The sequence below is a fragment of the Microbacterium sp. CGR1 genome (assembly GCF_051062835.1).
Taxonomy (GTDB): Bacteria; Actinomycetota; Actinomycetes; order Actinomycetales; family Microbacteriaceae; genus Microbacterium.
In genome coordinates this window covers 1,156,027-1,170,598 of record NZ_JAOTPG010000001.1, presented here as the reverse complement: position 1 = coordinate 1,170,598, position 14,572 = coordinate 1,156,027, and the positions used below count along the sequence as shown (strand labels likewise).

14 protein-coding genes are annotated in these 14,572 nt (G+C 68.0%); 11 read left to right on the top strand and 3 right to left on the bottom strand.

Annotation, left to right across the window (positions count from 1 at the left end):
• Positions 1–116: 116 nt before the first annotated feature.
• Genes OD997_RS05695 through OD997_RS05675 form a run of 5 tightly spaced genes read left to right on the top strand, consistent with a single transcriptional unit; the run spans position 117 to position 3,388 of the window.
• Positions 117–587, top strand: a complete 471-nt coding sequence (locus OD997_RS05695; RefSeq protein WP_434330753.1) for a prepilin peptidase — start codon at positions 117–119, stop codon at positions 585–587.
• Positions 588–622: 35 nt separating this feature from the next.
• Positions 623–835 carry a response regulator gene (locus OD997_RS05690; protein ID WP_434330751.1) on the top strand — a complete coding sequence of 71 codons (213 nt, stop codon included), beginning with the start codon at positions 623–625 and terminating at the stop codon, positions 833–835.
• Complete coding sequence (locus OD997_RS05685) at positions 828–1,472, top strand: CYTH domain-containing protein (RefSeq protein ID WP_434330750.1); 645 nt, start codon at positions 828–830, stop codon at positions 1,470–1,472. The genes OD997_RS05690 and OD997_RS05685 overlap by 8 nt, the downstream gene beginning before the upstream one ends.
• A gap of 54 nt (positions 1,473–1,526) precedes the next feature.
• Positions 1,527–2,681, top strand: a complete 1,155-nt coding sequence (locus OD997_RS05680; protein WP_434330749.1) for a type III polyketide synthase — start codon at positions 1,527–1,529, stop codon at positions 2,679–2,681.
• The gene (locus OD997_RS05675; RefSeq protein WP_434330748.1) at positions 2,678–3,388 is read left to right on the top strand and encodes a methyltransferase domain-containing protein; all 711 of its coding nucleotides are present in this window, start codon (positions 2,678–2,680) and stop codon (positions 3,386–3,388) included. The genes OD997_RS05680 and OD997_RS05675 overlap by 4 nt, the downstream gene beginning before the upstream one ends.
• A 56-nt stretch (positions 3,389–3,444) precedes the next feature.
• Here OD997_RS05675 and lpdA read toward each other — a convergent pair whose 3' ends face one another.
• Both lpdA and OD997_RS05665 read right to left on the bottom strand, forming a co-directional pair.
• Positions 3,445–4,842 carry a dihydrolipoyl dehydrogenase gene (gene lpdA, locus OD997_RS05670; protein WP_434330747.1) on the bottom strand — a complete coding sequence of 466 codons (1,398 nt, stop codon included), beginning with the start codon at positions 4,840–4,842 and terminating at the stop codon, positions 3,445–3,447.
• Between the two features lie 9 nt (positions 4,843–4,851).
• The gene (locus OD997_RS05665; RefSeq protein WP_434330746.1) at positions 4,852–5,502 is read right to left on the bottom strand and encodes a copper resistance CopC family protein; all 651 of its coding nucleotides are present in this window, start codon (positions 5,500–5,502) and stop codon (positions 4,852–4,854) included.
• A gap of 99 nt (positions 5,503–5,601) precedes the next feature.
• Between OD997_RS05665 and OD997_RS05660 the strand changes: the two genes are divergently transcribed.
• The 3 genes from OD997_RS05660 to OD997_RS05650 all read left to right on the top strand — a co-directional run bounded on the left by OD997_RS05660 (position 5,602) and on the right by OD997_RS05650 (position 7,418).
• Complete coding sequence (locus tag OD997_RS05660; protein ID WP_056306951.1) at positions 5,602–6,087, top strand: FHA domain-containing protein; 486 nt, start codon at positions 5,602–5,604, stop codon at positions 6,085–6,087.
• A complete protein-coding gene (ftsR, locus tag OD997_RS05655) occupies positions 6,087–6,773 on the top strand; it encodes a transcriptional regulator FtsR (protein ID WP_434330744.1) in 687 nt (228 codons plus the stop codon). The genes OD997_RS05660 and ftsR overlap by 1 nt, the downstream gene beginning before the upstream one ends.
• Before the next feature lie 99 nt (positions 6,774–6,872).
• Positions 6,873–7,418: a MerR family transcriptional regulator gene (locus OD997_RS05650; protein WP_056306955.1), complete on the top strand. Its 546-nt coding sequence runs from the start codon at positions 6,873–6,875 to the stop codon at positions 7,416–7,418.
• A gap of 81 nt (positions 7,419–7,499) precedes the next feature.
• Here the strand turns inward: OD997_RS05650 and OD997_RS05645 are convergent, their stop codons facing one another.
• On the bottom strand, positions 7,500–8,312 hold the full coding sequence (locus OD997_RS05645; RefSeq protein ID WP_311244406.1) for a ParA family protein: 813 nt from the start codon (positions 8,310–8,312) through the stop codon (positions 7,500–7,502).
• 93 nt (positions 8,313–8,405) lie between these two features.
• Between OD997_RS05645 and OD997_RS05640 the strand changes: the two genes are divergently transcribed.
• The 3 genes from OD997_RS05640 to OD997_RS05630 all read left to right on the top strand — a co-directional run bounded on the left by OD997_RS05640 (position 8,406) and on the right by OD997_RS05630 (position 14,518).
• Positions 8,406–11,813 (top strand): pyruvate carboxylase, encoded by a 3,408-nt coding sequence (locus OD997_RS05640; protein ID WP_434330743.1) that lies wholly within the window; start codon positions 8,406–8,408, stop codon positions 11,811–11,813.
• 66 nt (positions 11,814–11,879) lie between these two features.
• Positions 11,880–14,027, top strand: coding sequence for an AAA family ATPase (locus tag OD997_RS05635; protein WP_434330741.1), 2,148 nt, complete (start codon positions 11,880–11,882; stop codon positions 14,025–14,027).
• Positions 14,027–14,518 (top strand): peptide deformylase, encoded by a 492-nt coding sequence (locus OD997_RS05630; protein WP_434330740.1) that lies wholly within the window; start codon positions 14,027–14,029, stop codon positions 14,516–14,518. The genes OD997_RS05635 and OD997_RS05630 overlap by 1 nt, the downstream gene beginning before the upstream one ends.
• The last annotated feature ends 54 nt before the right edge of the window (positions 14,519–14,572 follow it).

Below are 14,572 nucleotides of genomic sequence, written 5' to 3'. Positions count from 1 at the left end.
ATATGTACGAATAAAGCAACTGGAGATGATCACAGTAGTTCGAACCTCCGACATAGAGGCGGATGGTTATCCACACCCGGTCGAGGACGGCATCCGTCGTCTCCTACCCTTCCGAGATGGATCCCCGCAGCGTGCTCGTCCTGATCGTCCACCTGGTGCTGTTCATGGTCGGCATCCGGCTCGTCGTGGTCGACATCCGCACCCATCGGCTGCCGGACCGGATCGTCCTCCCCACCCTCGCGGCCCTCCTCGTGCTCACGGTGGCCGATGCCCTCATGCTCGGCGACAGCGGCGCGCTGACCAGAGCCGCGCTCGGGATGCTGATCCTCGGCGGCTTCTACGCGATGCTCCGCCTGCTCGGGCGAGAGGGGATGGGCGGGGGCGATGTGAAGCTCGCCGCCGTGATCGGTCTGGTGCTCGGGTGGCACAGCTGGCAGGCGCTCGCCGTGGGCGCGGCGTCGGCGTTCGTCCTGGGAGCGCTGTACGCGCTGGCGCTGATGGCATCGCGTGCGGCCGACCGATCCACGCGCATCGCCTTCGGGCCGTGGATGATCCTCGGCGCGCTCCTGGGCATACTCGGGGGATGACCCCTCATCCGCGACGACGGGGATAGGGTGAGCACATGGCACTCGCACGACTTCACGGCGGCCCGCTCGACGGGCAGATCATTCCTCTCGGCGACGCGGACGACAAGCTGATCGTCCCTTACAGCGAGACTCAGGTGGTGTACAACCGACGCGGTGAGGAGCAGAACACCGGCGACACCGACGGCCCCACCGAGATCGACTACTGGTTCGACGAGTCCCTCGAGGACCTCACCCTCACGGATGACTGAGAGCGGCACTCCTTCGCAGTCCGGCTCCGAGCCGACCAGGGTCGTCGAGGTCGAGCGCAAGTACGACGTCGATGAGGCCACGCTCCTTCCCGAGTGGAGTGGGCTGCCCGGTGTTGATGCGGTGTCAGAGGGCGAGGTGCGCGAGCTCGACGCACGCTACCTCGACACCGACGACGCCGAGCTCTCTCGCGCCGGGGTGGCGCTTCGCCGCCGCACCGGCGGCCCGGATGCCGGGTGGCACATCAAGGGACCCCGCGAAGGCGACGGACGCCTCGAGATCGGATGGCCGCTGGGCGACGACGACAGCATCCCGGATGCGGTGACCGACACCCTCTCCCGATGGACGACGGGGCGACTCACGCCCCTCGCCCGCATCGAGAACAGTCGCACCGCGTACCTGCTCTCGGGTGCCGATGGCGTGATCGCCGAGTTCGTCGACGATCGGGTCCGCGCGACCGACCTCCGGCAGGACGTCCAGCGCGAATGGCGTGAGTGGGAGTTCGAACTCGGCCCGGCCGCTCCGGCGGATGCCGCGGGGCGAGAGGCCCTGTTCGATGCCGTCGAGAGAGCGATCTTCGCCGTCGGCGGTCGTGAGGCGGCATCCGGCTCGAAGCTCGCCCGTGCTCTCGGTTTCTGACACACGGCGCAAGCCCCTTCCGCCTCGCCGCGAGATGGTGCTTGAGTGACTGACATGAGCCGTTCCGCCGTCCTCCGCTCGCTGCAGACGATCGTCCCCGACACCGTCCTCGAGCAGAACGAGGTGCGCGACATCTTCGCCTCGCAGCCGGATGTCGGAAGGCTCGCGCAGCGGATCATCGGCGCCTCCTTCAACGGCTCGGGTATCGACACGCGGCACACGGTCATCGACGAGTTCTCGTGGCACCCGCAGTCGGACGAACCGATGTTCTTCGAGCGGGAGAAGAACCTTCTCCGCTCACCCGGGACCAAGGCGCGCAACGATCTCTACGTGCGGGAGGCGTCGCGTCTCTTCGTCGAAGTGGCGCGTCGCGCCCTGGATGCCGATCCCGACGTGTCCGCCGCCGACGTCACCCACGTCATCACGGCATCGTGCACAGGCTTCCACGCCCCCGGCCCGGAGTACGAGATCGTGCGAGGGCTCGGGCTCCCGGACAGTGTGCAGCGCTATCACCTGGGCTTCATGGGCTGCTACGCCTCGATGCCGGCGCTCCGCGCCGCGAGCCAGTTCTGCGCGGCGGACCCCGACGCCGTGGTCCTGGTCGTCAGCGTCGAGCTGTGCACGGTGCATCTGAGATCGACGGAGGACCCGGATCTCATCGTGGCCAACTCCCTCTTCGCCGACGGAGCGGCCGCAGGCATCGTCACGGCTCGTGACCTTCCCACGCCGACTCCGGGGGTTCGTCTCGACGGCTTCCACACGGCGATCGCCGCGGAGGGCGAGCAGGACATGGCGTGGACGATCGGCGACAACGGCTTCGAGATGATCCTGTCGACCAGGGTTCCGCAGATCATCGGCGAGACCATCGTCGGAGCGATACGCCCGCTCTACGCCCGCGAGGGAGAGCTCGCCGAGGCCTTCGACGAGGGGCGGGTGGGGGATCGCGTCGAGCACTGGGCCATCCATCCCGGTGGCCGGAGCATCCTGGATCGGGTGCAGGAACGACTGAATCTCTCGGATGCTCAGCTGCATCCCGCACGCGAGACGCTGCGGGTCAACGGCAACATGTCGAGTGCGACGATCCTCTTCGTCATCAAGCGCATCCTCGACGACGGGGCCTCGGAGGGGTCGCGCGTCGCCGCGATGGCGTTCGGCCCGGGGCTGACGGCCGAGAGCGCGCTGATGACGGTCGTCGCCGGCGTCGCATGAGCCACGATCTCTCGACCCGCGCATCCGATGCGCGAGAGCTCATGGACGACCCCGACGCGGACATCGCCATGCTCGAGCGCACCTACGACCGCTTCCGCCTCGTGAACGCCCTCGTGTCGGGCACTGGGGAGTTCTATCGCCGAGACATCCGTCCCCGGGCTCGGCGCGGCCCGATCCGCATCCTCGACATCGGGGCCGGCGGCGGCGACGTCTGCCGGATGATCGCGTCGAGGCTGCGTCGCGACGGGCTGACCGCGGAGATCACCGCGCTGGATGCGGATGAGCGCGCCATCCGGTGGGCCGCCGCCCACGACGCGGGATCGGGTGTCCGGTACCGCTGCGCCCTGTCGGAGGCACTCGTCGCGGAGGGGGAGCAGTACGACCTGGTCTTCTCGAATCACGTGCTTCATCACCTCACGGAGCAGGAGCTGCAGAGCCTGCTGCTCGACTCGCGACGGCTCGTCGGCGAGGACGGGCTCGTGGTGCATCGTGACATCTCCCGAAGCCGGGCCGCGTATGCGCTCTACAGTGCGGTCACCTGGCTCTTCTCCGGCACGCTCTTCCGAGGATCGTTCATCCGCGAGGACGGACTCATCAGCATCCGTCGCTCGTACACGCCGAAGGAACTGGGCTCGATCGCGACGTCAGGGTGGACCGTGCGGTTCGCTCTTCCGTCGCGGCTCGAGCTGAGGCGCGCCGGACGGTGACGCACGAAGGCCGGGTCACGCGCGAGCGTGCCGGGCCTTCGTGCTGATCGGGTGGATCAGAAGTTGATCATGTGACCCGCGAGGCCGTGGAAGCCCTCCTGCAGCGCCTCCGACAGGGTCGGGTGGGTGTGCACGTTGCGGGCCAGCTCGAGAGCCGTGAGGTCCCACTTCTGCGCCAGCGTCAGCTCGGGCAGGAGCTCGGAGACGTCGGGGCCGATCATGTGGGCGCCGATGAGTTCGAGGTGCTCGGCGTCGGCGATCAGCTTGACGAATCCGACGGGCTCGCCGAGGCCGTGCGCCTTGCCGTTCGCCATGAACGGGAACGTCGCGACCTTGATCTCGCGCCCCTCGTCCTTGGCCTGCTGCTCGGTGAGGCCGAACGAGGCGACCTGCGGCGAGCAGAACGTCGCGCGAGGCATCATGCGGTAGTCGCCGAGCGTCTGGGTCTCAGCGCCGCCGATGGTCTCGGCAGCGACGACACCCTGCGCCTCTGCCACGTGGGCGAGCTGCAGCTTGGCGGTGACATCGCCGATGGCGTAGATGCCCTCGACGTTGGTGCGCATGTGGTCGTCGATGTCGATCGCGCCGCGCTCGGTGAGCTTCACGCCGGTGGCCTCGAGTCCGAAGCCCTCGATGTTGGGGGCGAAGCCGACCGACATGAGCACCTTGTCGGCCTCGATCGAGCTCTGCTGCCCGTCCTTGCTCGTGTACGAGACGGTGACGGACGAGCCGTTGTCGACGACGGACTCGACCTTGGTGGAGGTGAGGATGTCGACGCCGTAGTTCTTGTACTGCTTGGCGATCTCCTTCGACACGTCCGCATCCTCGTTGGGGAGTGCGCGGTCGAGGAACTCGATGATCGTGACCTTGACGCCGTAGTTCGTCATCACGTAGGCGAACTCCATGCCGATGGCGCCGGCGCCGACGATGACGATCGACTTCGGGAGCTCACGGCTGAGGATCTGCTCTTCGTAGGTCACGACGTTGTCGCTGAGCTGCACTCCGGGGAGCAGGCGGACCTTCGAACCGGTCGCGATGATCGCGTTGTCGAAGGTGACCTCTTCGGTGGTGCCGTCGGCCTTGGCGACCGAGATCGCCTTCGGGCCGGTGAAGGTGCCGCGACCGTCGTACTCGGTCACCTTGTTCTTCTTCATCAGGAAGTGGATGCCCTTGACGCGCCCGTCTGCGACGACACGGCTGCGATCGAACGCCTTGCCGTAGTCGATCGTGAACTCACCCGAGATGCCGAAGAAGTCGGCCTTGTGGTTGAGCGTGTGTGCGAGCTCCGCGTTCTTCAGAAGAGCCTTGGAGGGGATGCAGCCCACGTTGAGGCACACACCACCCCAGTACTTCTCTTCGATGATGGCGGTGGACAGACCGAGCTGCGCGCTGCGAACCGCAGCGACGTATCCGCCAGGACCTGCACCGAGGATGACGACATCGTAGTGTGGCATGCCTTAAGCCTATCGTTCCGTGGGGGCGTCGGAATCGGTCGAACCGCGGGTGCGGCGGCCCTGGATCACGAGCCAGACGACGATGCCGACGATTACGAGCACGCCGGCGATCGCGAGCACCCAGATCATGGTCGTCGCGGGGGACGAGTCGCTCTCCTCGGGTGCGGCCGTGGCGTCCGTTCCGGGGCCGGCGGTCGCGGCGGGAGTCGGCTCGGCGGTCGTGGGGGATGCCGTCGGCTCCGCGGTCGCGATGCTCTCCGTGCCGGTCGTGACGGTGAAGTCGAACTCGCCGGAGGTGGGGTGGCCGTCGCTCGAGACGACCTTCCAGACCACGTGGTAAGCACCTGCCGGCGCCTCGGCTGCGAGCGGCTGGGTGACGACCGCACCGTTCAGGGTCGGAGCGCCGTCGGTGACGGGGCTGCCCGCGGGATCCGTCACGACGATCTCGGTCGCGCCTTCGCCGTCGATGAGCTTCGCGCTGAAGGTGAGGGTGAGCTCGGTCGGCAGCGTCTCGACCGTGCCGTCGGCTTCGGGGGACGACGCGAGGAGGCTGTCGTGCGCTGAGGCGGAGAGCGGCGCGAACAGCACCAGGAACGCTGTCAGGAGGGCTGCTGCGAGAGCGATCGGGGCTGCGGGGAGGCGGCGAGCTGTGGTTTTCACATGCTCAGCCTATGAAGCATCGGTATGTGATGGCTGAGTGTGAAGGGAGCTCCCGCGTGGGGTCGCTGATCAGTTAGTCTGGAGGACTAGGAGGGCAAAGTGACAGACAGCGAAACCCGATCGGGCGGAGACGCCGCGATCCATCGTGCCGGCGAGCAGAGGCACGACGTGACGCAGACGTTCGGGCATGACTCGGACCTTTCCTTCGTGCCCTTCGGCGCGGAGTTGACGGATGTGGAGCAGGCTGCGATCTCGGCCCTTCCCTCCGGTTCCGCGCTGCTGCTGGTGCGCTCCGGAGCGCTTGCGGGTGCGCGCTACCTGCTCGACACGGACGTGACGACAGTGGGCCGCCACCCCGAGGCCGACATCTTCTTCGACGATGTGACCGTCTCGCGTCGTCACGCCGAGGTCACCCGCACCGGGTCGACCTTCGAGATCATCGATCAGCGGTCCCTCAACGGCACGTACGTGAACGGTGAGCGCGTCGACCGCAGCGCTCTGGTCGACGGCACCGAGCTTCGCGTCGGCAAGTTCCGGCTGAACTTCTTCGCCTCTCCCGTCGATCGCGTCGCGGCGATCGACTGATGGCGGCTTCCCCCGCCCGCGAACGCTCAGCGTCCGCGGGTCTTCTGAGCATCGGTCAGGTCCTGGCGCGACTCACGCCAGAGTTTCCCGAGCTCACCTCCAGCAAGCTCCGCTTCCTCGAGGTCCAGGGGATCGTCACGCCGTCGCGCACCGAGTCGGGCTACCGCAAGTTCTCGCAGGCCGACATCGAGCGGCTGCGTCTCGGTCTCACTCTGCAGCGGGATCACTACCTTCCTCTCAGCGTCATCCGCGAGCAGCTCGACGAGGCCGAGGCGAACGGCGAATCCTCGACTCTCGTGCCGCCGCCCTCGATCACTCCGACACCGCGTCGCTATCGCCGCAGCGAGCTGCTGTCGGCGGCAGGCGCGGGCCCCCAGCTGCTCAACGACGCCATCAGCACCGGTGTGATCGTGGCGCAGGAGAGCTACCCCGAGTCCACGGTCACGCTTCTGCGCGGTCTGGTCGCCCTCGACCGCCACGGCATCGAGCCTCGCCACCTCCGTTCACTGCGGCAGGGTGCCGAGCGCGAGGTCGCGCTGATCGAGTCGGCCATGTCATCGCTGCTGCGCCGCACCGACACCGCGTCGCGCGCGAAGGCGAGCGACATGGCTCCGAACCTGGCCGCCAAGATCGACGAAGTGCGTTCGCTCTTCGTCAAAGACGCGATCGCACGGTTGCTTTCGTAACGAACTGATTGCGACACACCTTCGGTGTCGTACGGATGTCATTGCCGGTGCCGGAGGGCTGCTCTAGCGTGGAGGTAACGGCTCCAGGGAGGATTTCAGATGAATGCGGATGAGCGTGCAGGCGACCCGCGGTTCGTACCCGAACTCCTCTTCACCGACGGCCTGCCGGCCATGGATGACGAGGTCGGCTATCGCGGTGCCGTAGCTGCTCGTGCAGCGGGCATCACCTACCGTCAGCTGGATTACTGGGCCCGCACCGAGCTGGTCGAGCCCACCGTTCGCGGTGCGAGCGGCTCCGGCTCGCAGCGCCTCTACGGCTTCCGCGACATCCTCGTGCTCAAGCTCGTGAAGAGCCTGCTCGACACGGGCATCTCGCTGCAGCAGATCCGTACTGCGGTCGACGAACTCCGCCGCGCGGGCATCCGCGATCTCGCAGGAACGACCCTCATGAGCGACGGCGCCTCCGTCTACCTCTGCACGTCGAACGACGAGGTCATCGACCTGGTCAGCCGCGGTCAGGGCGTCTTCGGCATCGCTGTCGGCAAGGTGCTCCGCGAAGTGGAGTCCACGCTGGTCGCGTTCGACGCGACGTCGCCGGATCCGGTCGATGAACTGTCGGCACGGCGTACCAAGCGCTCCGCCTGAGCATCCGCGGCCTCGAGCCGCCACAGAACGAAGAAACGGCCACCCTCGCGAGAGGATGGCCGTTCTGCTGTCTGCGGTCGGTCAGGCCTGTGCGCCCGACTCCGCGACCTGGATGCGGCCGGTGCGGATGATCCGGTCGAGCAGCTGGTCGAAGTCCGAGGCGAGTTCCTGAGCCGAGTCTCCCGGCCAGATGTGCAGCGGCTTGGCCGCGCCCTGTGCCTGCTGGAGCGACGTGCGTTCGGGCAGCTGCGGGGAGAGCACGAGCGGACCGAACATGTCGCGCAGCTCCTTGATGCGGAACTGGTGCTCGATCGACTGCGGACGGACGCGGTTGACCACGATGCCGAGCGGCTGCAAGCGAGGGGAGAGGCCTCGACGGATCTCCTCGATCGCACGGAGGGCACGGTCGGCGGCGGCGACGGAGAAGAGGCCGGGCTCGGTGACGACCATGACGCGGTCGCTGGCCGCCCAGGCCGTGCGGGTGAGGGCGTTCAGCGAGGGCGCGCAGTCGATGAGGACCAGGTCGTAGTCCGCCTCGACGGCCGCCAGCGCCTCCTCTAGCTTCCAGACGTCGCGCACACTCGGGTGCGGTCCGTCGAAGTTGATCGCGGAGGGGCTTCCGATCAGCACGTCGATGGTTCCGGGGTGCACCTTGGCCCAGCCGCTGGAGGTGATCGCCTGACGGACGACCTTCTCCTTCGGGTTCGCCAGGACATCGGCGATGTTGAGCCGACCTGCCACCTGGATGTCCATGCCGGTGGACACATCGGACTGCGGGTCGAGGTCGACGACGAGCGTTCGGACACCACGGGCGAAGGCCGCTGAGGCCAAGCCGAGGGTCACGGTCGTCTTGCCGACGCCTCCCTTGAGAGAGCTGACGCTGAGTACGTGCACGAACACCACGTTACCTTCCCCTAGGCTGGGTGCACACTCAGCCCCGCCCCATGCGCGACGAATCAGGCGTGCATCGAGCCCCCAGAGGTGTGCATGTTCCAGAAGATCCTTGTGGCGAACCGCGGCGAGATCGCGATCCGTGCCTTCCGTGCGGCATTCGAGGTGGGTGCCAGGACGGTCGCCGTCTTCCCTCATGAGGACCGCGGGTCGGTCCATCGGCTCAAGGCCGACGAGGCGTATGAGATCGGCGAACGGGGCCATCCGGTCCGCGCGTACCTCGACGTCGATGAGATCATCCGTGTCGCGAAGGATGCCGGGGCGGACGCGATCTACCCGGGCTACGGATTCCTCTCCGAGAACCCGGAGCTGGCGGAGAAGGCCGCTGCGAACGGCATCACCTTCATCGGCCCGCCGTCGCAGGTCCTCGAGATGGCCGGCAACAAGGTCGAGGCCAAGCGCCACGCCATCGAGGCCGGCGTCCCCGTGCTCCGCTCCACGGAGGCATCCGACGACGTCGACGCACTCGTCGCGCAGGCCGCCGAGATCGGCTTCCCTCTCTTCGCCAAGGCCGTCGCCGGGGGTGGCGGGCGCGGGATGCGTCGCGTCGAGACGGCCGCGGAGCTCGCTCCCTCTCTCGCCGAGGCGATGCGCGAGGCCGAGAGCGCCTTCGGAGACCCGCGGATGTTCCTCGAGCAGGCCGTGCTCCGACCGCGCCACATCGAGGTGCAGATCCTCGCCGACAAGTCCGGTGAGACCGTCCACCTGTTCGAGCGCGACTGCTCGGTGCAGCGTCGCCACCAGAAGGTGGTCGAGATCGCACCGGCCCCGAACCTCGATGACAGCATCCGCACCGCCCTTCACGGGTACGCGGTCGCCTTCGCCCGTTCGATCGGGTACGAGAACGCCGGAACCGTGGAATTCCTTCTGGAGACCGCGGGGGAGCGCACCGGCGAGGTCGTCTTCATCGAGATGAACCCGCGCATCCAGGTCGAGCACACCGTCACGGAAGAGATCACCGACGTCGATCTCGTGCAGAGCCAGATGCGCATCGCCGCCGGACAGACTCTCGCCGAGCTGGGACTCGAGCAGAAGAACCTCCACGTGCGGGGCGCAGCCCTGCAGTGCCGCATCACGACCGAGGACCCCACGCAGGGGTTCCGCCCCGACACCGGGAAGATCACGACCTACCGTTCACCGGGCGGCGCCGGCATTCGCCTCGACGGCGGCACCGTCCACCAGGGCGCTCAGATCAGCCCCCACTTCGACTCGATGCTGGCGAAACTGACCTGCCGCGGTCGTGACTTCCCGGCGGCCGTCGCTCGCGCTCGTCGTGCGCTGGCGGAGTTCCGCATCCGCGGCGTCTCGACGAACATCCCCTTCCTGCAGGCGTTGCTGGACGATGAGGCCTTCGTCGCCGGAGACGTGAGCACCTCGTTCATCGACGAGCGCCCCGACCTGCTCCGAGGCCGCGAGTCGAAGGACCGCGGCACGAGGATCCTGAACTGGCTGGTCGACGTCACGGTCAACAAACCGCACGGCACTCATCCGGGGTCGCTGGATCCGCGCACCAAGCTTCCGGCGATCGACCTCTCGATCGAGCCCGCCGCCGGGTCGCGCCAGCGGCTCCTCGAACTCGGCCCTGAGGGATTCGCCAGAAGCCTGCGCGAGCAGAGTGCTCTGGCGATCACTGACACGACGTTCCGCGATGCCCACCAGTCGCTGCTCGCCACCCGGGTGCGCACGAGGGATCTCGTCGCCGTCGCCCCCCACATCGCCAGGATGACGCCCGGACTGCTCTCGGTCGAAGCCTGGGGCGGGGCGACCTACGACGTCGCGCTGCGATTCCTCGGCGAAGACCCGTGGGAGCGTCTCGACAAGCTCCGGGCAGCCCTGCCGAACGTCGCGATCCAGATGCTGCTCCGAGGACGCAACACGGTGGGGTACACCCCGTACCCGACGGCCGTGACCGAAGCCTTCGTGCAAGAGGCAGCGGCCAGCGGCGTCGACATCTTCCGGATCTTCGATGCGCTGAACGACGTCGAGCAGATGCGCCCGGCGATCGAGGCCGTCCGCAAGACCGGCACGGCGGTCGCCGAGGTGGCGCTCTGCTACACGGGCGATCTGCTCAACCCTGCCGAGGACCTCTACACGCTCGACTACTACCTGAAGCTCGCTGACCAGATCGTCGCGGCCGGCGCCCACATCATCGCCATCAAGGACATGGCAGGGCTGCTGCGCCCCGCTGCAGCGGCGAAACTCGTCGCGGCGCTGCGCGAGCGCTTCGACCTCCCCGTGCATCTCCACACTCACGACACCCCCGGCGGGCAGCTCGCGACCCTTCTGGCCGCCAGCGCTGCGGGAGTGGATGCGGTGGATGCGGCATCCGCTCCGCTGTCCGGCACGACGAGTCAGCCGTCGCTCTCGTCGCTCGTCGCAGCGCTCGCGCACACCGACCGCGACAGCGGCATCGACCTCGGCAGCGTCTCGGACCTCGAGCCGTACTGGGAGGCCGTCCGTCGGGTGTACGCGCCGTTCGAGTCCGGTCTGCCGGGACCCACAGGGCGCGTCTACCGCCACGAGATCCCCGGTGGTCAGCTGTCCAATCTGCGACAGCAGGCCAAGGCTCTGGGGCTTGCAGACGACTTCGAGCTCATCGAGGACATGTACGCCGCCGCCGACCGCATCCTCGGACGTGTTCCCAAGGTCACTCCGTCGTCGAAGGTCGTCGGCGACCTGGCGCTGCACCTCGCAGCGGTCAAAGCCGATCCCGCAGACTTCGAGGCGAACCCCGAGAAGTACGATGTGCCGGATTCCGTCGTCGGATTCATGGCGGGCGAGCTCGGAGACCTCCCCGGCGGCTGGCCCGAGCCCTTCCGCACGAAGGTACTGGCCGGTCGCTCGGTGCGTACCGGGCTCACGGAGATATCGGCGGACGACGAAGCCGCGCTCGCGGGCGACAGCGTCACCCGTCGGGCACGTCTGAACACCCTCCTGTTCCCGGCTCCGATGCGCGAGTTCACTCAGATGAGGGACAGGTTCGGCGATCTCTCGGTACTCGACACCAGCGACTACCTCTACGGACTCGTGCAGGGGCAGGAGCATCTGGTCGAGATCGACCGTGGAGTGCAGCTGTTCGTCGGCCTCGAGGCCATCGGCGACGCGGACGACAAGGGCATGCGCACGGTGATGACCACCCTGAACGGCCAGCTTCGACCGGTGTTCGTGAGAGACAGGGCGGTGGCCGTCGACACCCATGAGGTCGAGAAGGCCGACACCTCGGTCGCAGGTCACGTGGCTGCCCCGTTCTCCGGCGTGGTGACGCTCAAGGTCGAGGTCGGCACCGCGGTGCGGGCTGGCGAACCGGTCGCATCCATCGAAGCGATGAAGATGGAGGCGGCCATCACCGCCTCCGTCGACGGCGTGATCGAACGCCTCGCCATCGGGGCGACGCAGCAGGTCGAAGCAGGAGATCTTTTGGTCGTCATCAGTCCTGCGCACTAATCTTGTGCGGGCGAGGCCGCGCTCGACGCAGCGCACCCGAGGCCCGCACAAGCTTGGAGCGACAACGTGACCCCGAAGAACGTGGCAGAACCGCCGGACGAGGAGTCCAGAGGGGTGCTCGACGACGCCGCATCCCTGGACACGTCGGGCATCGGAATCCTCGGCAACACCGCTCAGGTGAGCGTCATCCTCCCGAAGGACGACGATGACGACCTTGAAGACGACAGCGTCATCGACGGCGAGGTCGTCGCTGACCTGATCATCGACGAGCCCGTGGCCGCTGCCAAGGCAGCTGCCGAGACCGCTGCGGCGGCGGAGATCTCTCAGCCGGTGCTGGGATCTGCCCCGATGATCATCGAGCTGCCCGCGGAACCTGCGGGTGCTGCTGAGGAGCCCGATGAGAGTCCGGAGCCGGAGCCGGAGCCGGAAGACGAGGCTGAGGGTGAGAGTGAGGCCCAGGCCCAGGCCCAGGCCCAGGCCCAGGCTCAGGCTGACGCGGAGAACGACGAGGACCAGGGTGAGGACGAGCCTGCAGTGGCTGCTCTGCCCGACCGCTCGGCCGAGCTCGAAGTCGTCACAGTGGCCGTGCCGAACGCCGAAGTCGAGCCCGAGCCCGAGCCCGCTGATGAGGGCGCGCTCGCGCCATCATCCTCCGACGCAGTTCCCGAGGCTGAGTCGGCCTCGGATGTAGCCGAAGCCGAGCCCGCCGACGATTCCGAGATCGCGCCCGCATCCGACGACGAGCGGGAACCGGAGACCGAACCCGTCTCTGAGACAGGCTCTGAGCTCGAAGCGGTTTCTGAGCCCGAGCCGGAGGCGGAGCCCGAGCCCGAGCCGGAGCCGGAGCCTGCCTCCGAGCCCGAGCCCGAGCCCGAGCCCGAGCCCGAGCCCGAGCCCGAGCCCGAGCCCGAGCCCGAGCCCGAGCGCGAGCCCGAGCCCGAGCCCCGGATCACTCGTGAGCGCGCGATCGATCGCGATTCCCCTGAGTCGACGCCAGTCGCGTCTGCCTCCGCGACGGCCGAGTCCACGGGCACCGACGTGGTGGCCCAGGAGGCCGCGGCTGCTGCGGCATTCATCGCGAGGGCGCGCGCCGACCTCGACGCCGGACGCGGCTCGCGCCGATCGGCGGCCGCGGCATCACTCGCCAAGAAGGAGAGCCAGCCAGTGGAAGCATCCAAGAATGTGCCGGCCCCCGCACAGGCCACCCGTGCCGGTCGCGCGGAGGTCCAGCTCGCGTCGAAGCGCCTGGACGACCTCGGAGACTCGTCGCGCGAGAGCGCAGACCTGCTCACGGCGGATCGGCTGCTCGATCCGCACCGACTCACCAAGCCGGAGCCGGAAGGCGCCTGGAGCCACTTCCTCTATACGATCTCCGGCCGTCGGATCAACATCGGTGACGGCAAGCGCGCGCGTCAGCGCAAGGCGCTGAGCGCCAGGATCGCCGCCCCGATCATCGGGGGCGCTCGATTCATCCCGGTCCTGTCGCGCAAGGGTGGCGTCGGAAAGACGACGATCACTGCGTTGCTCGGCATGGCGCTCGCGGATGCGCGTGACGATCGAGTCATCGCCGTCGACGCGAATCCCGATCGCGGCACGCTCGCCGAGCGAGTCGTGCGACCTCACCACAACAAGACGGTGCGCGACCTCGTGCGCATCCACGACGAGGTGCGGGGCTATCACGACATCTCCGCGATCGTCGCTCGCGATGCGACCCGACTCGACGTGCTCGCCTCCGATTCCGACCCGCGCATCGCGGAGGCGTTCAGCGACAGCGACTACCGGGACGTCGCCGGCGTCGCCGCCCACTACTACTCGCTGGTCCTGACCGACACAGGGACAGGCATCGTCCATTCGGTCATGTCTGCGACGCTCGACCTCGCGGACCAGCTGGTGATCGTGTCGGGGCTCAGTGTCGACGAGGCTCGCCTCGCGTCCGAGACCCTCACGTGGCTCGAGAGCAACGGGTACGCCGAGCAGGCACGTGACGCGGTCGTGGTGCTGAACCAGTCGACGCCCGGTGCGCCGCTCGTGCGCCTCAACGAACTCGAGGCGCACTTCCGCACGCGCGCCAAGAACGTGGTGCGGATGCCGTACGACGCGCAGATCGCCGGCGGCGGAACCATCGTGTTCGCGAACCTCCAGCCCGAGACGAGGGTGGCAGCGCGCGAGCTCGCCGCACTGCTCGTCGAGGGCATCCGGGCGAAGGGCGCCTGATGGCGGTTCGCGAGATCCGGGTCTTCGGAGACCCCGTGCTCCGTACCGTGTGCACACCGATCGGCGACATCGATGACGGCGTGCGCGCCCTGGTGACGGATCTGGTCGACACCGTGGAGGTTCCGGGGCGCGCAGGCGTCGCGGCTCCCCAGATCGGAGTCGCCGTTCGGGCCTTCAGCTACAACATCGACGGTGACATCGGCTACGTGCTCAATCCGGTCCTGACCGAGGTTCGCGGCGAGCCCGTGCCGACGGGGGAGGGATGCCTGTCCGTCCCCGGGCTCTGGCACGATGCGATGCGTCACCCCTGGGCCCGGGTCGAGGGGATCGACCTCGACGGCTCGCCTGTGGTGCTCGAAGGCGATGGCCTCCTGGCCCAGGCGCTGCAGCACGAGACGGATCATCTCGACGGCAAGCTCTATCTCACGCGACTGGATGCCGAGACGCGCAAGCGCGCGATGCGCGAGGTGCGCGAGAGCGACTGGTTCTGAATAGCCGACACATGCGAGAAGGGCCCCGCCGGAGCGGGGCCCTTCTCGCATTCA

What these genes read in the sequence shown, in the direction of transcription:
- OD997_RS05695 (WP_434330753.1), top strand. Translation starts at nt 117, where the DNA reads ATGGATCCCCGCAGCGTGCTCGTCCTGATCGTCCACCTGGTGCTGTTC.
- OD997_RS05690 (WP_434330751.1), top strand. Translation starts at nt 623, where the DNA reads ATGGCACTCGCACGACTTCACGGCGGCCCGCTCGACGGGCAGATCATT.
- OD997_RS05685 (WP_434330750.1), top strand. Translation starts at nt 828, where the DNA reads ATGACTGAGAGCGGCACTCCTTCGCAGTCCGGCTCCGAGCCGACCAGG.
- OD997_RS05680 (WP_434330749.1), top strand. Translation starts at nt 1,527, where the DNA reads ATGAGCCGTTCCGCCGTCCTCCGCTCGCTGCAGACGATCGTCCCCGAC.
- OD997_RS05675 (WP_434330748.1), top strand. Translation starts at nt 2,678, where the DNA reads ATGAGCCACGATCTCTCGACCCGCGCATCCGATGCGCGAGAGCTCATG.
- lpdA (WP_434330747.1), bottom strand. Translation starts at nt 4,842, where the DNA reads ATGCCACACTACGATGTCGTCATCCTCGGTGCAGGTCCTGGCGGATAC.
- ftsR (WP_434330744.1), top strand. Translation starts at nt 6,087, where the DNA reads ATGGCGGCTTCCCCCGCCCGCGAACGCTCAGCGTCCGCGGGTCTTCTG.
- OD997_RS05650 (WP_056306955.1), top strand. Translation starts at nt 6,873, where the DNA reads ATGAATGCGGATGAGCGTGCAGGCGACCCGCGGTTCGTACCCGAACTC.
- OD997_RS05640 (WP_434330743.1), top strand. Translation starts at nt 8,406, where the DNA reads ATGTTCCAGAAGATCCTTGTGGCGAACCGCGGCGAGATCGCGATCCGT.
- OD997_RS05630 (WP_434330740.1), top strand. Translation starts at nt 14,027, where the DNA reads ATGGCGGTTCGCGAGATCCGGGTCTTCGGAGACCCCGTGCTCCGTACC.